A 19,419-nucleotide genomic window follows, 5' to 3' on the forward strand; every position below is an offset into this window, starting at 1 on the left:
CGCGTGCTCAGGGATTTCTTGACCGGGCGCGGCGACGAGCGTCAGAACCGTCTGCATGAACGAGTCTCCGGAGCGGAAGCAGGGGGGGAACGAGGCCCTGCTGATACTCGGCCCGACGGCCAGCGGCAAGTCCGCGCTGGCGCTGGCCGCCGCGCAGGATTTCGGCGGGGTCGTGATCAATGCCGATTCCATGCAGGTCTACCGCGACCTCAGGATCATTACTGCGCGGCCTGACGAGCGGGCGCTGGCCGCCGCGCCGCATCGGCTCTACGGCTTTCTCGACGCGGCGGAGATCTGTTCGGCGGTGCGCTGGGCCGAACTGGCCGCCGGGGAGGTGCGCGCCGCCCGCGCGGCGGGACGTCTGCCCATTATCGTCGGCGGTTCCGGGCTCTATGTCCGCGCCCTGCTGGAAGGCTTCTCGCCGATCCCCGACATCGATCCTGCACACCGCAAGGCGGCGGCGGCGAAACTGGCCGAACTGGGCGGCGAGCGTTTCCGCGCCGAACTGGCCGGGGTCGACGCGGCGTCGGCGGCGCGGCTGCATGCGGGCGACAGCCAGCGGCTGATCCGCGCCTGGGAGGTCTGGCTGGGCACCGGCCGGCCGCTTTCCGAATGGCAGATGCTGCCGCCGGAGCCGCCGCCGCTGGATCCGGACCTGCTGAAGGTCGTCCTGCTGCCCGACCGGAAGATGCTCTACGAACGCTGCGACGCCCGCTTCGGCGAAATGCTGGCGCAGGGCGCCATGGCGGAGGTCCGCGCCCTGGCGGCGCGCCGCCTGGACCCGGATCTGCCCGCCATGAAGGCGCTGGGCGTGCCGCAGCTCATCGCCGCCGACCGGGGCGAGATCGGACTGGAGACTGCCGCCGCGGAAGCCCGCACCCTGACCCGCCGCTACGCGAAGCGGCAGGTGACATGGCTCAGGCATCAGATAATTTCCGACATCACCCATGACGCGCAACATATGGAAAGAATGAAGGCCGATATCTTTCCGAAAATAAGCGAATTCCTGTTGACCCGTTCCTGACCCTGCCCTATGGTCCGCCGGCCCTCTCCGGGGGACCGGCCTTTCCGGCTGCCAGCGCGGATTTTCCGCCGCCGGCGGGCGGTCAATTCGCGGCCGCCCCGGCGGGGCGTTTCGTTTGTGAACCCGAGACGCAAGACAGATGGGACAGACCAATGTCGACCAAGACGATGACCGGCGCTGAAATACTGATCAAGGCACTCGTCGATCAGGGCGTGGACACGGTATTCGGATATCCGGGCGGCGCGGTACTACCCATCTATGATGCGCTGTTCCAGCAGAACTCCATTCGCCACATCCTGGTCCGTCAGGAGGGCGGCGCGGTGCACGCGGCCGAGGGCTATGCGCGCTCGACCGGCAAGCCGGGCGTCGTGCTCGTCACTTCCGGCCCCGGGGCGACAAATGCCGTCACCGGCCTGACCGACGCGCTGATGGACTCCATCCCCGTCGTCTGCCTGACCGGTCAGGTGGCGACGCACATGATCGGCAACGACGCCTTCCAGGAGTGCGACACCACCGGCATCACCCGGCCCTGCACCAAGCACAACTACCTGGTGAAATCGACGGACGACCTGGCGCGCGTGGTCCATGAGGGCTTCTATGTCGCCACCAACGGCCGTCCCGGCCCGGTGGTCATCGACATCCCGAAGGACGTCCAGATCGACACCGGCGCCTATTCCGGCCCCGATCAGGTCAGGCACAAGTCCTACCGCCCGAAGGTCAAGGGCGATCTGGAGGCGATCCGCAAGGCGGTCGACCTGATCGCCAAGGCGGAGCGGCCGATCTTCTATACCGGCGGCGGGGTCATCAATTCGGGGCCGAAGGCGTCGATGCTGCTGACCCAGTTCGCGCGCCAGACCGGTTATCCGGTGACCTCCACGCTGATGGGGCTCGGCGCCTATCCGTCCGCGGATCCGCAGTTCCTGGGCATGCTGGGCATGCACGGGGCCTACGAAGCCAACATGGCGATGCACGACTGCGACGTCATGATCTGCGTCGGCGCGCGCTTCGACGACCGGGTGACGGGCCGCCTCGACGCCTTCTCGCCCAATTCGAAGAAGATCCACATCGACATCGACCCCTCCTCGATCAACAAGAACGTGGCGGTCGACGTGCCGATCATCGGCGACGTGGCCCACGTGCTGGAGGACATGATGCGGGTCTGGAAGGCCGGGGCGCGTCAGGCCGACAGGAAGCGGCTGGCGCCCTGGTGGGCGGACATCGAACGCTGGCGCGGCCGCAACGGCTTCGCCTATGCGGAGACGGCGGACATCATCAAGCCGCAGCGGGCGATCCAGGCGCTCTACGAGAAGACGAAGGACCGCGATCCGATCATCTCCACCGAGGTCGGCCAGCACCAGATGTGGGCGGCGCAGTTCTTCGGTTTCCAGCAGCCCAACCGCTGGCTCACCTCGGGCGGGCTGGGGACCATGGGCTACGGTCTGCCCGCCGCCATGGGCGCGCAGGTGGCGCATCCCGGCCGGCTCTGCATCGACATCGCCGGCGAGGCCTCGATCCTGATGAACATCCAGGAGATGTCGACGCTGGCGCAGTACCGGCTGCCGGTGAAGATCTTCATCCTCAACAACCAGTGGATGGGGATGGTCCGCCAGTGGCAGGAACTGCTGCACGGCAAGCGCTATTCCGAGAGCTATGTCGACAGCCTGCCGGACTTCGTGAAGCTGGCCGACGCCTTCGGCGCCGTCGGGCTGATCGCCGAAAAGCCGGACGATCTGGACGGCGTCATCGACGAGATGCTGGCCGTGGACCGGCCGGTGATCGCCGACATCCGCGTGGACCGGGAGGAGAACTGCTTCCCGATGGTGCCTTCGGGCGCCGCCCACAACGAGATGATCCTGGGCAACGAGGCCAATTCGGAGGATTCGCCGAAGGTGACGGACAAGGGCTTCGCCCTGGTCTGAGCCCTTCGTCACCCCGACATTCCGAAGGAGGGGCGGACCTGGCCCGGCCGGGTCCGCGGGAAGCATGCACGATACAGTCGAAACCCACACCATCGCCGTCCTCGTCGACAACGAGGCCGGCGTCCTGGCGCGCGTGATCGGTCTCTTTTCCGGCCGCGGCTACAACATCGAGAGCCTGACCGTCTCCGAGGTCGACCGGGAGAACAACCTCTCCCGCATCAACGTCGTCACCTCGGGCACGCCCATGGTGATCGAGCAGATCAAGGCGCAGCTCGACCGTCTGGTGCCGGTGCACCGGGTGGCCGACCTGACCGTGGACGGGGAGCACATCGAGCGCGAGCTGGCGCTGCTGAAGGTGCGCTGTTCGGGCGAGAAGCGCGTCGAGTCGCTGCGCATCGCCGACATCTTCAAGGCCAAGGCGGTGGACGCCACCGACCGCAGCTTCGTGTTCGAGATCACCGGCTCGACGAAGAAGATCGACGCCTTCGCCGACCTGATGCGGCCGCTCGGTCTGATCGACATCAGCCGCACCGGCATCGCCGCCATCAGCCGCGGCCCGGACGAACTTTGAGGAGCAACTGACCCATCAGCTGTCGCCCCCGCCCTGTGCGGGGGTCCGGGGCGGCGTTCCCTCCGGCACTTGCCAAACAGGAAGAAACACCCTACCGGACCCCCGAATGAATCGGGGGTGACACTCAGCGACCGGTCGCCGGCACCCGAGCCGACCCGGTCGCGCCGCGAGATACCAATCGGAGGGAGAAAGAAGAAATGCGCGTTTACTACGACCGCGATGCGGATCTGAACCTGATCAAGTCGAAGAAGGTCATGGTCGTCGGCTATGGCAGCCAGGGCCACGCCCATGCGATGAACATGCGCGACAGCGGCGTCAAGGACGTGGCGATCGGCCTGCGCGAGGGCTCGTCGACCCGGAAGAAGGCCGAGGAGGCCGGCTTCAAGGTGATGACCGCGGCCGAAGGCGCCGCCTGGGCCGACGTCGTCATGGTGGCGACCCCGGACGAGCTGCAGGGCGAGCTCTACCGCGACGAGCTGGCGCCGAACCTGAAGGAAGGCTCGGCGATGATCTTCGCCCACGGCCTGAACATCCACTTCAATCTGATCGAGCCGCGCAAGGACCTCGACGTCTTCATGATCGCGCCGAAGGGCCCGGGCCACACGGTGCGCTCCGAGTATCAGCGCGGCGGCGGCGTCCCCTGCCTGGTCGCGGTCCATCAGGACGCCTCCGGCAACGCGCTGGACGTGGGCCTGTCCTACGCCTGCGCCATCGGCGGCGGCCGTGCCGGCATCATCGAGACCACCTTCCGCGAGGAATGCGAGACCGACCTGTTCGGCGAGCAGGTGGTGCTCTGCGGCGGCCTGGTCGAGCTGATCCGCGGCGGCTTCGAGACCCTGGTCGAGGCCGGCTACGCGCCGGAAATGGCCTATTTCGAGTGCCTGCACGAGGTAAAGCTGATCGTCGACCTGATCTACGAGGGCGGCATCGCCAACATGAACTACTCGATCTCCAACACCGCGGAGTACGGCGAGTACGTCACCGGCCCGCGCATCGTCACCGACGAGACCAGGGCCGAGATGCGCCGCGTGCTGGACGACATCCAGTCGGGCAAGTTCACCCGCGAGTGGATGCTGGAGAACAAGGTCAACCAGACCAGCTTCAAGGCGACCCGCGCCAGGAACGCCCAGCACCCGATCGAGGATGTGGGCGAGAAGCTGCGCGCCATGATGCCGTGGATCTCGGAGAAGGCGCTGGTGGACAAGTCGAAGAACTAGGTCCGAGCAGGCGGGATGGGGATGGCTGGGCCGGCCATCCCGCCGTCTTTCATATTTCTCTTATCCCGTGGGTTGGATCGGCCGGCACGGGGCGCGGCACCGTATTTCGAAAGAAGGCGCGCAGGCCGACCGGCCCATCCCCTGCGCGCCGACCTGTCCGGCCGGCCGGCGGGCCTTCTGACTCGTTGAGCCGGTGGATCAACCCACCGGACCATCCGTCTCCCTGACCCTTCACTTTCTCCGACGAGAGAGGGTGTTTCCGCTCAAGCAATCCGGACCTCGCGCGTCCGGCGCGGCGCGTCAGCGCCGACGCGGGACCCATGCCTGAGCATCTCCGGCATCGGAGTTCCGGCGGCCATACTCTGGCGTGGGTCCCGGGCTGAGCCTGCCCCGGACCATGATCCGGGGGCTGAAGCCAGCCGGCCCCAGGACTCTGGATATGGCTTGTCTTGAGCCTTGCGGCGCGAGCCGGGACCCCGCGACCTCCTTGCCACATGCGTGAACGGACCATGAACGAAGCTGGACGCCAGGTAGCGTTCATGTTTCAATATTCACGGAAAAGATGTGTTCACGGAGGCGGTGATGGAAGGGATGTCGATCTGGATCTGGGTGCCGGTCGTGGCGTTGATCGGAGTCGCGGTGGTCGCGGTGGCGACGGAACGCTCCGGCCAGCGCATGCCGCGGGCCGCGTTCTTCGGGCTGACCGTGGCGGCGTGGATCGTCGGGGGGCTGCTCGAGCGATTGGCCGAACATGCCGCTGTGCACTGGGCGCCGGGCGTGGCCCTGACCGTCACCATCGTCTCGCTGCTGCTGATGGCGGTGGTGGGCTGGTTCTATTTCCGCATTGCCGCGCGGCGCAGCCGGGACGCCATCGGCAGCCGGGCGCTGGCCTTCGCCATGGCCGTGCCGGTGATCGGCCTGCTGGCGATGCTCACGCTGTTCTTCTGGCCCAGCCAGGCCGAGGATCCGCCGGATCCGCACGGGGTCTTCGTCTGACCCGGAAGGACGCGCGGGAATACGAACCTCATGAGTCCTGCGCGGCGCGTCAGCGCCGGCGCGGGACCCATGCCTGAGCCGTTCCTGGGCGCGGGAGCGCTGGAGCCCTTCTTCGCCCGATCCCCGAGTGGCGCGAGCGCCGTCGGGGATGACGTCAACTGGACGGATGGGTCGATCCCCCGCCCCGACCCTCCCCCTTGGCCAAGGGGGAGGGAGAACGCTTCGATCAAACGGTGTCGGCCCTAAAGCCCCAGCACCAGCTTGGCCATGATGTTGCGCTGGACCTCGTTGGAACCGCCATAGATCGTCGCGGCGCGGTGGTTGAGGTGCGAGGGCAGGGCGGTCATGGCGTGGTCCGGGCCGAGGGTCGGCGCGTTGGAGCCGACATTGCGCGCCGGCTTCTGGTCCGGCCAGGCGTAGTAGCCCACGGCCTCCGCGGTCAGCCCTGCAGCCTTCTGCAGCGTCTCCGAGCCCACCACCTTCATCATCGAGGAGGCGGGGCCGGGCTGGCGGCCCGCCGCCAGGTCGCAGAGTATCTGCTTCTCCACGTGCTCCAGCGCGATGATGTCGCATTCGGCGTCGGCGATGCGGTGGCGGAAGCCCGGATCGTCGATCAGCCGGCCGCCGTCATCGCCGCGCTCGGCCGCCGCGACCCGCTTCAGGTGTGCGATATGCGCGTGCAGCCCGGGGCTGTAGGTGTCGCCGCCGCGCTCGAACTCCAGCAGGTACTTGGCCACCGTCCAGCCCTCGTTCTCCGGGCCGACGCGGTTGGCCACCGGCACGCGCACGTCCTCGAAGAAGACCTGGTTCACGTCATGATCGCCCGACATCAGGATGATCGGTTCCACCGTGATCCCCGGCGCGTCGAAATCGTCGATCAGGACGAAGCTGATGCCCTCCTGCGGCTTGCCCTCGTTCGAGGTGCGCACCAGGCAGAACATGCGGTTGGCGTGGTGGGCGAAGGTGGTCCAGATCTTGGAGCCGTTGATGACGTAGTCGTCGCCGTCGCGCACCGCGCGCGTCTTCAGGCTGGCGAGGTCTGAGCCCGAGCCCGGCTCGGAATAGCCCTGGCACCAGACGTCCTCGCCCGAGAGAATGCGCGGCAGGTACTTCTGCTTCTGTTCGTCCGTGCCGTATTTCATCACCACGGGGCCCACCATGCGCGTGCCCATGATGGAGAAGGCCGGGGCGCTGGCGGCGGCGGATTCGACGTCGAAGATGTAACGCTGGATCGCCGACCAGCCGGGCCCGCCATATTCCTTCGGCCAGGCCGGGGCCGACCAGCCGCGCTTCGCCAGGGTCTCGAACCAGCGCTGGCCGTATTCGAACTCGGCGAACGGCCCGCAGGTCAGCCGCCCGGCCTCCCGCATCTCCTCGGTCAGGTTCTCGCGCAGAAACGCCCGCACCTCGTCGCGGAAGGCCCGGTCCTCCGGTGTCAGTGTCAGATCCATGATGTTGTTCTCCCCAAGCGTCCGCCTATTGTACCGGGCAGGCGGCATTCAGGGGAAGGGGGCGCGCATGCTCGAGACAGGATTGGCCGCGCTGGCCGAAGCGCTGGCGGCGGGGCGGACGACGAGCGCGGCGCTGACCGACCGGGCCCTGGCGGCGAGCGCCGAGGGCGAGGGGCCGACGGCGTTCATGCAGGTATATGCCGACCGCGCCCGGGCCGAGGCGGCGGCCCTCGACGGGTTGCGCAAGGCGGGGCGGGAGGCCAGGCCCTTCGCCGGCATTCCGATCTCGATCAAGGACCTGTTCGACGAGGCCGGCCACGTCACCACCGCCGGCTCGAAGGCGCTGGCCGACGCGGCGCCTGCGAACCTGGATGCGCCCATCGTCGACCGGTTGCGGCGCGCGGGCTTCGTCATCACCGGCCGCACGGTGATGACCGAGTTCGCCTATTCGGGGCTCGGGCTCAACCCGCATTACGGCACGCCCGCCGCGCCCTGGGACCGGGCCACGGGCCGCATTCCCGGCGGCTCCACCTCGGGCGGGGCGGTGAGCGTCGCCGATCGCATGGCCGCGGCCACCATCGGCACAGACACCGGCGGCTCCTGCCGCATCCCCGCGGCCTTCTGCGGCATCACCGGCTTCAAGCCGACCATGGCGCGGATCCCGCGCGCCGGCGCGACGCCGCTCTCGCATTCGCTGGATTCAGTCGGCCCGCTGGGCAACTCGGTCGGCTGCTGCGCCATTCTGGACGACATCATGGCGGGCGGCCCCGGCGCGGGGGCGATGGCGCGGCCGGCGGGCGGGCTCAGGCTGGCGACCATGACCAACTACGTCACCGCCGACATGGACGAAACGGTCGCCGCCGGCTGGGACGCGGCGCTGAAGCGGCTCCGCGACGCTGGCGCGGCGGTGGTGGAGGCGGCCTTCCCCGAGATCGACGCCCTGCCCGCGCTCAACGCCGCCGGCGGCTTCGCCGCCGCCGACGCCTGGGCCTGGCACCGGACGCTGATCGCCGACAAGGGCGGGCTCTACGACCCCCGCGTGATCTCCCGGATCGAGCGGGGCGCGATGATCTCGGCGGCCGACTATATCGACCTGATGCACGCGCGCAGCGCCATGCAGGCGGCCAGCGCCCAGTCCATGGGCGGCTTCGACGCCGTGCTGATGCCGACGGTGCCCATCGTGCCGCCGCCCTTCGCGGCCTTCGAGGACGACGAGAGCTATGCGCGCCTCAACCTGCTCTGCCTGCGCAACCCGTCGGTCGGCAACTTCCTCGACCGCCCGTCGATCAGCCTGCCCTGTCACGAACCGGACGAGGCCCCGGTCGGGCTGATGCTGATGGGCCACAACGGCCTGGACCGGGAACTGTTCGACATCGCCGCCGGGGTGGAGAAGGTGCTGGGGCGGAGCTGAGGTCCCGGGTCTCCGCTGCGCTCCGCCCGGGATGACACCAGGGGCGCCGCGCATCGGGGTGTCATCCCGGCCAAGCCGAACGGCGTGAGGCGCGAGCCGGGACCCGGACTGCAGAACCAACCCCCTTGCCCCTCTCGACCTGCCGTGCGGCTGCGCTACCATTCCGGCAGGATATCCATTCCGGGAGAGCGAGCCATGGCCGACACCGCGCCGCACCGCGTCAGCACCGAGCCCTGCTGCAAGCGCATCCGCGTCGAGTTCAACGGCGAGACCGTCGCCGACACCACCGGCGCGATCTACCTCTACGAACCGCCGATCCCGCCGGTCTACTACGTGCCCCTGGAGGACATCCGGGCGGAGTTCCTGCACCGCTCCGAACATTCGACCCACTGCCCGTTCAAGGGCGATGCGGTCTACTGGGACGTCGTGGTGGGCGACAAGCGCGCGGAGAACGCCGTCTGGTCCTACCCGGAGCCGATCAGCGCGGTGCCGGAGCTGGCCGGCTACGGCGCCTTCTACTGGAAGAAGATGGACCGCTGGTTCGAGGAGGACGAGCAGATCTTCGTCCATCCGCGCGACCCGCATGTCCGCGTCGACGTCCTGCCGTCCTCGCGCACGGTCGAGGTTTCGCTGGACGGCGAGACACTGGCGAAGACGAACCGCGCCCAGTTCCTGTTCGAGACCGGCCTGCCGACGCGCCACTACATTCCCCGCGAGGACGTCACCGCAGCGCTGACGCCGTCGAACCGGCGCACGGCCTGCCCCTACAAGGGCGAGGCGAGCTATTACCATGTCGATGTCGGCGGGGTCCGGTACGAGGACCTGGTCTGGAGCTACGAGAGCCCGGTCCGGGAGGCGGCGCCGATCCGCGGCCTGCTCTGCTTCTTCAACGAAAAGGTCGACATTGCCGTCGACGGCAAGACCGAGGCGCGGCCCGAGACGAAATTCGCCAAGTGACGCTCCCGGCGCCTGCGCTATAACGGGACGCACGAGACCACGCCATACCGGGGAGAAATGACGATGGGCCAGCCGCGCGAGCTGTTCACCGAGGATCACGAGATCTTCCGCCGCTCCATGCACAGGTTCCTGGCCGAGGAACTGGCGCCGCGCCACGAGAAGTGGGAGGAGCAGGGCTATGTCGACCGCGACGCCTGGGAGCGCGCGGGCGAACTGGGCTTCCTGTGCATGTCCATGCCGGAGGAATACGGCGGATCGGGCGCGGACAAGCTCTATTCGATGATCCTGTTCGAGGAAGTGCAGAAGCTGAATCTGACCGGGCTCGGCTTCGGCCTGCACAACGAGATCGTCGCCCCCTACATCCTGCGCTACGGCTCCGACGAGCAGAAGAAGCGCTACCTGCCGAAGATGGCGAGCGGCGAGATGATCGGCGCCATCGCCATGTCGGAGCCGGGCACGGGCTCCGACCTGCAGGGCGTCAAGACCACGGCGCTGAAGGACGGCAACGAGCTGGTGGTCAACGGCCAGAAGACCTTCATCACCAATGGCTGGCACGCCGACGTGGTCATCGTCGTCGCCAAGACCGACCCGAGCATGGGCGCCAAGGGCACCTCGCTGGTCATGCTGGAGCGCGGCGACGAGGGCTTCGACAAGGGCCGGCGGCTGAAGAAGCTGGGGCTGAAGGCGCAGGACACCTCGGAGCTGTTCTTCGACAATGTCCGCATTCCCGCCGACCGAATCCTCGGCGAGGAGGGCAAGGGCTTCCAGTACCTGATGCAGGAACTGGCCTGGGAGCGGCTGCAGGTGGCCATCTCGGCCGCCCAGGCGATCGAGACCGCGCTGGACCTGACCGTCGAGTACTGCAAGGAGCGCAAGGCCTTCGGCCAGCCGCTGATCGAGTTCCAGAACACCCGCTTCAAGCTGGCCGAGGTGAAGACTCACGCCCGCGTCGCCCGCGCCTTTGTCGACGACTGCATGGCGAAGCTGCTGCGCGAGGAACTCGACGCCGAGACCGCGTCGATGGCCAAGTGGTGGACCTCGGACATGCAGAACCGGATGATCGACGAGTGCCTGCAGCTCTTCGGCGGCTACGGCTTCATGACCGAGTACCCGATCAGCCGCATGTACGCCGACGCCCGCGTGCAGCGCATCTACGCCGGCACCAACGAGATCATGAAGGAGATCATCGCCCGCGGTCTGTGACCCCGGCGGCCGCCGCTCCGGGGGCGGGGCGGACGACGTTCCGCCGCCGGAACCGCGCGGCGCCCATGCGGCTTCTTCACGTGTCCTCAACCGCTTCATGGTTTAAGGGTCAACCACCGTTACCCTTTCGTCGCGAGTCCGTGTGACCGACAAGTTCAATTCGCTGCCCGACAATGTGCGCGGCGCGCTCTGGCTGCTGATGGCCGGCGTGTTCCTGTCCGCCATGGGCGTGTTCATCAAGCTGGCGAGCCAGGAACTGCACCCGTTCCAGGTCGCCTTCTTCCGCGCCTTCTTCGGCCTGCTGGTGATCCTGCCCTTCGCGCTCCGCACCGGCCTGTCCGGCGTCCGCACCACCCGCCCGGGCATGCACCTGGTGCGCGGGCTGATCGGCGGCGTGGTGCTGCTCGCCATGTTCTACTCGGTCGCGCACCTGCCGCTGGCCGACGTCACGGCGCTCAGCTTCACCAAGCCGCTGTTCCTGATCCCGCTGGCGGTGCTGTTCCTGGGGGAGACGATCCGGCTCCGGCGCACCGTCGCCACCATCGTCGGCTTCGGCGGCGTCATCGTCATGCTCCGGCCCGGCGGGGAGACCGATCCGGTGGCCTTCATCGCCCTGGCGGCGGCGGCGCTGGTCGCGGTGATCACGATCTTCATCAAGATCCTCTCGCGCACGGATTCGCCGAACACCATGGTGTTCTGGTCCAGCCTGATCCTCAGCGTTGTGACGCTGGGGCCGGCGCTGGTCTACTGGCGCATGCCCAGCCTGGACGTCTTCCTGATGCTGGTGGCGCTGGCGGTCTGCGGCACCATCGGCCAGTCTATGCTGATCCGCGGCTACTCGGCCGGCGAGGCGACCGCGGTGACGCCGTTCGACTACAGCCGCCTGATCTACGCCGGGGTCGCCGGCTTCCTGGTGTTCGGCGAGATCCCGGATCTGTGGACCGTCGCCGGCGCGCTGATCATCGTGGCGTCGACCATCTACATCGCCCGCCGCGAGGCCCGTCTGAAACCGGGCTCGCGCCCGACGACCGCGACCTTCGACGGGCCGGCCGGCGGCTCGTCGCCGGAGACGGTGCGCGAGGGACCGCCCCAGGCCGCCCGCGGCGGCTGACGGCGGCCTCTGCGTTCAGGCGCTGTGGGCGGCTGTCTGGCCGCGTTCGCCCGACCCGGCCTCGGCGGCGGGCAGGCCGACCCGCACCGTCGTGCCGGCGCCCAGCCGGCTCTCCAGCCGCAGCGAGCCGCCCATCAGTACCGCCAGCCTTTGCGCCAGCGGCAGCCCCAGCCCCGTGCCGCGCAGCTTGCCGTCGGAGATGGCGTCGACCTGCACGAAAGGCTCCAGGACTCGCGGGATGTCGGTCTCGCCGATGCCGATGCCGTTGTCGCTGATGGCGATCTCGATCGCCGCGGGGCCGGTGCGGGTGATGGCGCAACGCACGCGGCCGCCCTCGGACGTGAATTTCAGGGCGTTGTTGAGAAGGTTCACCAGGATCTGGCGCACCGCCTTGGCGTCGCCCTGCCCCGTCTTCGCGTCGTCGTCGGCGGTCCAGCTCAGCTCGATGCCCTTCTCTTCGGCCAGATGGCCGACAAGGCGGATGGCCTGGCGGGTCAGGTCCTCCAGGTCGAGCGGTTCCGAGCGGAGTTCCAGCTTGCCGGCCTCGATCCTGGAGAGGTCCAGCAGATCGTCGACCAGCGAGAGCAGATGCGCGCCCGACTCGCGGATGTCGCCTGCATATTCCAGATAGCGCGGATTGCCGACCGGGCCGAGATACTGGTTCCTGATGATATCGGAGAAGCCGATGACGGCGTTGAGCGGCGTGCGCAGCTCGTGACTCATGCCGGCGAGGAAATCGGACTTCATGCGATTGGCCGCTTCGGCCGCGGCGCGGGCCTCGGTCAGCTGGCGCGCATGAACACCCACCTGCCGGGCGAAGACGAACCCGATGACTGCCAGCACGCAGGCGAAGACCGTCAGGCCGATGATCGCGGCCGGAATCATGCGCCGGCCGGGCAGGGCCGGACGCCAGATCAGGTAGGGATCGGCGCCGGCGCCGTAGTGGGCGAGAGGGATGGAGGTCTCGGCGCCTTTCGCCGGCTGCGGGGAAATGCGCATGTTCCGGACCAGGTTGGCAGTCTCCAGGCTCGCCAGCATCTCTTCGTCCACGAGACGGGAGAACAAGAGCACGTGGTCGGTGCTGTAGTCGTTCTCGGCGTCGTAGCTGGTCATCCTGAGCGCCGCCGTCATCGACAGCGCGTCGTCCTCGTAGGTGAAGCCGGCGGCGGGTTCGGGCTCGGCGTTGTCCGCGCTCGCCCGGGCGGCCCGCGCCAGCGTCATCCGGTCCGGTCCGGGGGCCGCCGCCGCGGCCGGATCCTGACGCACGCCGGCGGTCACGCGCAGCACGGTGCGGTCCTGACCGTCCACCACCTGGACGACGTCGATGCCGCCCTGACGGTGGAGATATTCGCCGAACTCGCTGTCGATCCATTCCGGGTCGAAGTCGTGGACGATGTTCGCGACCGCCTGATCCCAGTAGCCGTAGTCGAGCAGGAGCACGTTCAGCTCCCGCATCCGGCGGTCGATGTCGCCGCGCACGAGGCTTTCGGAGATGGTTCGGGAATTGCGGTCCTGGATGTGGATCAGCAGGAAGGACAGCGTGACCGCGACGGCCAGGGTGATCGTGCTCAGCGCGAAGAACCAGATGGAGAGCGAGCGAACCGAGCCTCTCCTCCACGATGCCAGTGGCATGATCCGATTCCGATGCTGTCCACACCATCCGGGCGCGGTCTCTGGATGGCTTCGCGCCGCGCCCTGTGGCTCCGATCCCCCTGAAACCGGTTCTACCGGCCCGAACGTTGAGATTGCGTTACGACCGCGCGCTTTTACGCGGCGGCGGATCATTCCGCAAGGGAACTCGGCCCGGATGCGGTCGGGCCCCTCGAACGGCGGGGTTTGCGCGCCCCGGCGACTTGTGATTAATGACGGCGACCATTCCAGACAGCGGCGCCGTCCCGGCGCGGGGGGAGAGACAATGAAACTGAAGGGTGCAGCGGTCGTCGTCACGGGCGGCGCTTCCGGTCTTGGCGGCGCCACGGCGCGCGAGCTGGCTTCCGCCGGCGCGAAGGTGACGATCTTCGATCTCAACGAGGATCTGGGCAACAAGATCGCCGGCGAGATCGGCGGCGTGTTCGCGAAGTGCAATGTCGCCGACGAGGCCTCCGCCGAGGCCGCGTTCAAGACCGCCAGCGATGCCCACGGACCCTGCCGCGTGCTGATCAACTGCGCCGGCATCGGCACCGCGACCAAGACCACCTCGAAAGGCACGCCGCATCCGCTCGACGCCTTCAGGAAGGTGATCGACGTCAACCTGATCGGCACCTTCAACTGCATCCGTCTGGCCGCCACCGAGATGGCGGCGGGCGAGCCGGACGACAACGGCGACCGGGGCGTCATCGTCAACACCGCGTCGGTCGCGGCCTTCGACGGCCAGATCGGCCAGGCGGCCTATTCGGCCTCGAAGGGCGGCATCGTCGGCATGACGCTGCCGATCGCGCGCGACCTGATGAATGACGGCATCCGCGTCTGCACCATCGCGCCGGGCCTGTTCATGACGCCGCTGCTGGCCAGCCTGCCGGACAACGTCAAGGACGCGCTGGCCGCCTCCGTGCCGTTCCCGAAGCGCCTCGGCGATCCGTCGGAATACGCGCACATGGCCCGCACCATCATCGAGAACCAGATGCTGAACGGCGAGACCATCCGTCTGGACGGCGCCATCCGCATGGCGCCGCGGTAGCTCCTTCAAACATTTGATCACCGCATTCTCCCTCCCCCTTGATGGGGGAGGGTCGGCGTGGCTGCACCAGAGCACCCGGCGTCCCGGGACCGGCGGAGCCGGGGCCCGGGACCCACGCCTGAGCCTTTCCGCCGGATAGGCGCGGCCGGATCTGCTCAGGCATGGGTCCCGAGCCGACCCTGCGGTTCGCTCAGGACTCGGCGGTGTCGACCGGTTCAATCGGCCATCCGGGTCGTTCAGCCGTCCGGGCGCGCCGCTCAGGCGTTCCCGCGCCGCACTCTGTGCTCCGGCAGGACGATGCTCGCGGTGAGGCCTTCGCCCGGCGCGCTTTCCAGCTCCAGACGCGCGCCGTGCAGCTCGCACAGCCGCCGCGCCAGCGACAGGCCCAGCCCCGTGCCCTCGTGATGGCGGGTGCGGTGATGGGCGATCTGGCTGAAGGGCTCCACGGCCTGGCGGATCTCGTCGGCGGTCATGCCGGGCCCCGGGTCGGTCACCACCAGGGCCGGCCCGTGCGGCCCGTCCGTCCGCCAGGCCAGGGTGACGACGCCGCCGCGCGGCGAGAACTTGACCGCGTTCGACAGCAGGTTGAGCAGGACCTGGCGCATGCGCCGCTGGTCCGCCAGCACTTCGGCGGGGGCTTCCGGATCCACCAGGTGCAGCCTGATCCCGGCGGCCGCCGCGACCGGCGCAATGTGGCGGCCGGCGTCGTCCATCACCTCGTCCACCGGCATCCAGGCGTCGTCCAGCTCCATCTGCGCGGCGTCCAGGCGGGCGAGATCGAGGATGTCGTTGATGATCGCCAGCAGATGCCGGCCCGACGACAGGATGTCGCTCGCATAGCCCTGGTAGCGCGGCTCGCCCATCGGGCCGAAGCGCTGCCCGTCCATGATCTCGGCGAAACCGATGATGGCGTTGAGCGGCGTGCGCAGCTCGTGGCTCATCGTCGCCAGAAAGCGCGACTTGGCGCGGTCGGCGACCTCCGCCATCTCCTTCGCTTCGCGCAGCCGGCGCTCGATCTCGATGCGGTCGGTGATGTCCGCGCCGGTGCCGCGATAGCCGGCGAAGCGTCCCGCCGCGTCGAAGATCGGCTTGCCGCTGATCGACAGGTAGACCTTGTGGCCGTCCGGATGGACGCGCGGATGGATGAAATTGCGGAACGGCCGGTGCGCCTCCAGCACCGCGATGTGGTCCAACCAGTCCTGCAGGCTGGTGATCTCGTCGGTGACCGGATCGGCCAGCGCCAGCATGTCGCGCCGCGAGCGGCCCAGCAGGTGCGATTGCGGCACGCCCGAGATCCGTTCGAAACTGTCGGAGAACCAGCAGAAACGAAGCTCGGAATCCATTTCCCAGAACCAGTTCGACGCCGCCTCAGCGAAGTCCCGGAACCGCTGCGCCTCCTCGGCCGCGGAGCGGGGCGCGCTCTCGGCCGGCGCCGGCGCAGGGCGGTCGTTCTGGCTGGTCATCGCGGCTGGGAGCTCCCCTGTCTGGCGCGAACCCATCATAGCTACTCGCCCATCCTTAAGCCCGCGTAAACCACGCCGCAGATTCCGGCCTCCTTTCGTATTGTCACAGGAAGACGGCGCTCTATGTGTTAAACTTCGGAATTCACACATCATGAACGTGGAGGAACGCGATGGGCCTGCGCATTGGCGAGGAAGCCCCCGACTTCAAGCAGAACTCGACCGAGGGCGAGATCAGCTTTCACGACTGGATCGGCGACAGCTGGGCGGTGCTGTTCTCCCATCCGAAGGACTTCACGCCCGTCTGCACCACCGAGCTCGGCGCGGCGGCGCGGCTGAAGCCGGAATTCGACAAACGCAACGTCAAGCTGATCGGCCTCAGCGTGGATTCGGTCGACGACCACATGGCCTGGTCGAAGGACATCGCGGAGACCCAGGGCACGGCGCCCAACTTCCCGATGCTGGGCGACGAGGACATGAAGGTCGCCAAGCTCTACGACATGATCCACCCGGAAGCCTCCGGGCCGGCGAAGGGCCGTACGGCCGCCGACAACCAGACCATCCGTTCCGTCTACGTCATCGGCCCCGACAAGAAGGTGAAGCTGATACTGACCTATCCCATGGCGACGGGGCGGAACTTCGCGGAGATCCTGCGGGTCATCGATTCCATGCAGCTGACGGCGAAGCACCAGGTCGCGACCCCGGTGGACTGGAAGTCCGGCGAGGACTGCATCATCGTCCCCGCGGTATCCGACGAGGCGGCGAAGGACAAGTTCCCCGACGGCTGGAAGACGGTGAAGCCCTATCTGCGCTACGTGAAGCAGCCGCAGGGCTGAACGCCGCGACTGGCGGGCGCGCCTGTGCGGCGCAATCCGGCGGTTGAACGATCCTGCCGCCCCTGGTTCCCGGGGGAAGCGCATCCCCCACCCTGCCCTCCCCCTTCCCGAAGGGGGAGGGTGGCCCGCGTCAGCGCGTCGTGAGGGGGTGGTTCGCAGCCTGGAGCATTCCACTGCTTGATTGAGCCACCCGATGTTGTTGCCCTCGGACTCGATCCGAGGGCCTGTGCACCTATCCGCGCCGCGACACAGGTCCTCCCCGGAACGGGGTCCGGGGCAGGCTCGTCAAGCCCGAGGACGTCAACGGAAATCGATCTACTCAAGGATTGCGCTAAGCCAGCACGCGCAGTAGTTCGTCGTGCAGGTTCGGGCCCGAGGCGATGACGTTGGGGTGGCGCGGACGCTCCTGATTGTAGCGGAAGGTCAGGTCCTTCGTGGTGGTGCAGCGCGCGCCGGCCTCGGTCAGGATCAGGTCGGCGGCGGCGATATCCCAGTCGTGCTTGCCGGCCATGGAGATCGCCGCGTCGAAGCGCCCGCAGGCCACCAGCGCCATGCGGTAGGCGATGGAGTTCATCCAGGTGCACTTCATGTCGTCGCCATGTTTCGGCCAGTCGAAATAGGTCATGTTGCGCCGGGCGGTGAGGAAGTGCGCCTCGCCGGCGTCGTGCTGCTCGGAAGGGCGGATGCGGCGGCCGTTGAGGCGCGCCCCGCCGCCCAGTGCGGCCTCGAAGAATTCGTCCTTGGCCGGATTGTAGACGGCGCCGAGGATGGGCAGGCCGTCCTCGACCAGGGCGACGCAGACGGTGAACTCGGGCACGCGGCGCATGAAGGCGCGGGTGCCGTCGATCGGATCGGCGATCCAGACCCTGCGCTTCTCCAGCCGGCCGAGATCGTCGGCGGTCTCCTCGGAGAGCCAGCCATAATCGGGCCGGGCCGCGGTCAGTTTCGTGCGCAACAGGTCGTCGACGGCGATGTCGGCCTCGGTGACCGGGTTGTCGCCGCCCTTGTCCCAGGTCTTGAGATCGGTATCGAAGAATTCGAGCGCCAGCGCGCCGGCCTGGCGGACCGTCGACATCAGCAGGCTGTGATCGGCCCGTAGTTCCCGGTTGCTCACGCGCGTCAGTTCCCGGCCACGGTCATGCCGTCGATGCGGACGGTGGGCGCGTTGGCGCCATAGCGGAAGACCAGGTCGCTGGCGGGCCGGAGCTTCAGGAACATGTCCTTCAGATTGCCGGCGACCGTCATTTCCGAGACCGGGAAGCCGATCCGGCCGTTCTCGATCCAGAACCCGGCGGCGCCCCGGCTGTAGTCGCCGGTGACCCCGTTGACGCCGAACCCGATCAGCTCGGTGACGTAGAAGCCTTCGGCGATGTCGGCGATCAGTTCCTCGGGCGAGAGCGCGCCCGGCTCCAGATAGAGATTGCTCGGTCCCGGCGACGGTGAGCTTCCCGCACCGCGGCCCGCGTGGCCGGTGGTCTGCAGGCCGAGCTGGCGCGCCGTGGCGCTGTCCAGCATCCAGGTCTTGAGCACCCCGTCCTCGATCAGGTCGGTGCGGCGGACCGCTACGCCCTCCCCGTCCACGGGGCGGGAGCGCAGGCCGCGCGGGCGCAGGGGATCGTCCACCACGCGGATGCCCTCGGCGAAGACCCGTTCGCCCATGCGGTTCTTCAGGAACGAGGTGCCGCGGGCGATCGCCGTGCCGTTGATGGCGGCGGCGAAGTGACCCAGCAGGCCGTTGGCCACGCGCGGGTCGAAGACCACGGGCAGCTTGTTGGAGCCCATCTTGCGGGAGCCGACCCGGCGCACCGTGTTCAGCGCCGCCTGCCGGCCGACCGCCTCGGGGCTCGCCAGATCCGCGAAATGGCGCGCCGAGGAGAAATCGTAGTCGCGCTCCATGTGGCCCTGCGCATCCTCGGCGATGACCGAGCACGACACCGAATGGCTGGAGGTGGTGTAGCTGGCGGCGAAGGGCCGGTCGCCACCGCGGATGGCGAGCGCCATGCGCGTGCGGGCCATGCCGGCGCTGCCGCCCTCCGATTGCTTGACGCCGTCGACGGCCAGCGCCGCCTCCTCGGCCGCGCGGGCGCGCTGGATCAACTGCTCGGGATCGGGGTCGGGATGGTCGTCCAGGTCGAGGTCGGGGACCTCGGCGGCGTAGAGCGCGCTGTCGGCCAGCCCGCACCACTTGTCGTCCGGGCTGACGGCGGCCATGGCGTTGGCGCGCTCGGCCAGTTCGTCGAGCATGGCCGGTTTCAGGTCGGTCGAGGCGACGGTCGCCTGCTTCTTGCCCCGGATCACGCGCAGGCCGACGTCGCGGCTTTCGGAACGCTCCAGGTCTTCGGGCTTGCCCATGCGCCAGGAGGCGCCGACGGAATCGCTCTGGATCATCACCGCGTCGGCGGCGTCGGCCCCGTGGGCCAGCGCCCGTTTCAGCAGGTCATCCAGCAGTTCGAGGGCGTCGTCGGCGGTGCGGGCGGTGTCGGGCATGAAGATCCTGATTGCGTGGAGGTCGGGGGAACGCGGCGCGCGGCGCCAGAATACACGTCCATCATCTAGTGTCGGAACCGGGCTGCGTTCAAGAGCGGA

General features: G+C 68.3%; 16 protein-coding genes. 11 read left to right on the forward strand and 5 right to left on the reverse strand.

All coding sequences use genetic code 11. The features are described 5' to 3' along the window. Window positions 1–55: 55 nt before the first annotated feature. The 5 genes from TEF_01855 to TEF_01875 all read left to right on the forward strand — a co-directional run bounded on the left by TEF_01855 (window position 56) and on the right by TEF_01875 (window position 5,727). Complete coding sequence (locus TEF_01855) at window positions 56–1,024, forward strand: tRNA (adenosine(37)-N6)-dimethylallyltransferase MiaA (GenBank protein ID ANK79675.1); 969 nt, start codon at window positions 56–58, stop codon at window positions 1,022–1,024. 152 nt (window positions 1,025–1,176) lie between these two features. Further along, window positions 1,177–2,943 carry an acetolactate synthase 3 large subunit gene (locus TEF_01860; GenBank protein ID ANK79676.1) on the forward strand — a complete coding sequence of 589 codons (1,767 nt, stop codon included), beginning with the start codon at window positions 1,177–1,179 and terminating at the stop codon, window positions 2,941–2,943. Window positions 2,944–3,007: 64 nt separating this feature from the next. Then, the gene (locus tag TEF_01865) at window positions 3,008–3,514 is read left to right on the forward strand and encodes an acetolactate synthase small subunit (protein ANK79677.1); all 507 of its coding nucleotides are present in this window, start codon (window positions 3,008–3,010) and stop codon (window positions 3,512–3,514) included. 197 nt (window positions 3,515–3,711) lie between these two features. After that, window positions 3,712–4,731: a ketol-acid reductoisomerase gene (locus TEF_01870; protein ANK79678.1), complete on the forward strand. Its 1,020-nt coding sequence runs from the start codon at window positions 3,712–3,714 to the stop codon at window positions 4,729–4,731. 564 nt (window positions 4,732–5,295) lie between these two features. Continuing rightward, a complete protein-coding gene (locus TEF_01875) occupies window positions 5,296–5,727 on the forward strand; it encodes a hypothetical protein (protein ID ANK79679.1) in 432 nt (143 codons plus the stop codon). Window positions 5,728–5,969: 242 nt separating this feature from the next. Here the strand turns inward: TEF_01875 and TEF_01880 are convergent, their stop codons facing one another. Continuing rightward, window positions 5,970–7,178 (reverse strand): acyl-CoA dehydrogenase, encoded by a 1,209-nt coding sequence (locus TEF_01880; protein ANK79680.1) that lies wholly within the window; start codon window positions 7,176–7,178, stop codon window positions 5,970–5,972. 67 nt (window positions 7,179–7,245) lie between these two features. Here TEF_01880 and TEF_01885 point away from each other — a divergent pair, with 67 nt between their 5' ends. From TEF_01885 to TEF_01900, 4 genes are all read left to right on the forward strand, one after another. Beyond that, entirely contained in the window at window positions 7,246–8,589 is a 1,344-nt protein-coding gene (locus TEF_01885; protein ID ANK79681.1) for an amidase, read from the forward strand. 195 nt (window positions 8,590–8,784) lie between these two features. Beyond that, on the forward strand, window positions 8,785–9,546 hold the full coding sequence (locus tag TEF_01890) for a hypothetical protein (GenBank protein ANK79682.1): 762 nt from the start codon (window positions 8,785–8,787) through the stop codon (window positions 9,544–9,546). Between the two features lie 63 nt (window positions 9,547–9,609). Continuing rightward, complete coding sequence (locus TEF_01895; protein ID ANK83216.1) at window positions 9,610–10,749, forward strand: acyl-CoA dehydrogenase; 1,140 nt, start codon at window positions 9,610–9,612, stop codon at window positions 10,747–10,749. Between the two features lie 142 nt (window positions 10,750–10,891). Next, a complete protein-coding gene (locus TEF_01900) occupies window positions 10,892–11,860 on the forward strand; it encodes a hypothetical protein (GenBank protein ID ANK79683.1) in 969 nt (322 codons plus the stop codon). A gap of 15 nt (window positions 11,861–11,875) precedes the next feature. Here the strand turns inward: TEF_01900 and TEF_01905 are convergent, their stop codons facing one another. Continuing rightward, window positions 11,876–13,492, reverse strand: a complete 1,617-nt coding sequence (locus tag TEF_01905) for a hypothetical protein (protein ANK79684.1) — start codon at window positions 13,490–13,492, stop codon at window positions 11,876–11,878. A 283-nt stretch (window positions 13,493–13,775) separates the two neighbouring features. Here TEF_01905 and TEF_01910 point away from each other — a divergent pair, with 283 nt between their 5' ends. Next, window positions 13,776–14,537: a 3-hydroxy-2-methylbutyryl-CoA dehydrogenase gene (locus TEF_01910; protein ID ANK79685.1), complete on the forward strand. Its 762-nt coding sequence runs from the start codon at window positions 13,776–13,778 to the stop codon at window positions 14,535–14,537. Window positions 14,538–14,794: 257 nt separating this feature from the next. On the opposite strand, the gene TEF_01915 is transcribed toward TEF_01910, so the two are convergent. Next, entirely contained in the window at window positions 14,795–16,000 is a 1,206-nt protein-coding gene (locus tag TEF_01915; GenBank protein ANK79686.1) for a hypothetical protein, read from the reverse strand. A gap of 170 nt (window positions 16,001–16,170) precedes the next feature. Between TEF_01915 and TEF_01920 the strand changes: the two genes are divergently transcribed. Then, window positions 16,171–16,833: a peroxidase gene (locus TEF_01920; protein ANK79687.1), complete on the forward strand. Its 663-nt coding sequence runs from the start codon at window positions 16,171–16,173 to the stop codon at window positions 16,831–16,833. A gap of 331 nt (window positions 16,834–17,164) precedes the next feature. Here the strand turns inward: TEF_01920 and TEF_01925 are convergent, their stop codons facing one another. Then, entirely contained in the window at window positions 17,165–17,908 is a 744-nt protein-coding gene (locus tag TEF_01925) for a hypothetical protein (GenBank protein ID ANK83217.1), read from the reverse strand. 44 nt (window positions 17,909–17,952) lie between these two features. Continuing rightward, window positions 17,953–19,320, reverse strand: coding sequence for a modulator protein (locus tag TEF_01930; GenBank protein ANK79688.1), 1,368 nt, complete (start codon window positions 19,318–19,320; stop codon window positions 17,953–17,955). Window positions 19,321–19,419: the final 99 nt, after the last annotated feature.

It is taken from the genome of Rhizobiales bacterium NRL2 (assembly GCA_001664005.1).
Lineage (GTDB): Bacteria > Pseudomonadota > Alphaproteobacteria > Minwuiales > Minwuiaceae > Minwuia.

Excerpts from the sequence above, each read along its gene's own strand:
- TEF_01855 (ANK79675.1), top strand. The coding sequence starts at position 56 with ATGAACGAGTCTCCGGAGCGGAAGCAGGGGGGGAACGAGGCCCTGCTG.
- TEF_01860 (ANK79676.1), top strand. The coding sequence starts at position 1,177 with ATGTCGACCAAGACGATGACCGGCGCTGAAATACTGATCAAGGCACTC.
- TEF_01865 (ANK79677.1), top strand. The coding sequence starts at position 3,008 with ATGCACGATACAGTCGAAACCCACACCATCGCCGTCCTCGTCGACAAC.
- TEF_01870 (ANK79678.1), top strand. The coding sequence starts at position 3,712 with ATGCGCGTTTACTACGACCGCGATGCGGATCTGAACCTGATCAAGTCG.
- TEF_01880 (ANK79680.1), bottom strand. The coding sequence starts at position 7,178 with ATGGATCTGACACTGACACCGGAGGACCGGGCCTTCCGCGACGAGGTG.
- TEF_01885 (ANK79681.1), top strand. The coding sequence starts at position 7,246 with ATGCTCGAGACAGGATTGGCCGCGCTGGCCGAAGCGCTGGCGGCGGGG.
- TEF_01890 (ANK79682.1), top strand. The coding sequence starts at position 8,785 with ATGGCCGACACCGCGCCGCACCGCGTCAGCACCGAGCCCTGCTGCAAG.
- TEF_01895 (ANK83216.1), top strand. The coding sequence starts at position 9,610 with ATGGGCCAGCCGCGCGAGCTGTTCACCGAGGATCACGAGATCTTCCGC.
- TEF_01905 (ANK79684.1), bottom strand. The coding sequence starts at position 13,492 with ATGCCACTGGCATCGTGGAGGAGAGGCTCGGTTCGCTCGCTCTCCATC.
- TEF_01910 (ANK79685.1), top strand. The coding sequence starts at position 13,776 with ATGAAACTGAAGGGTGCAGCGGTCGTCGTCACGGGCGGCGCTTCCGGT.
- TEF_01915 (ANK79686.1), bottom strand. The coding sequence starts at position 16,000 with ATGACCAGCCAGAACGACCGCCCTGCGCCGGCGCCGGCCGAGAGCGCG.
- TEF_01920 (ANK79687.1), top strand. The coding sequence starts at position 16,171 with ATGGGCCTGCGCATTGGCGAGGAAGCCCCCGACTTCAAGCAGAACTCG.
- TEF_01925 (ANK83217.1), bottom strand. The coding sequence starts at position 17,908 with ATGTCGACGGTCCGCCAGGCCGGCGCGCTGGCGCTCGAATTCTTCGAT.
- TEF_01930 (ANK79688.1), bottom strand. The coding sequence starts at position 19,320 with ATGCCCGACACCGCCCGCACCGCCGACGACGCCCTCGAACTGCTGGAT.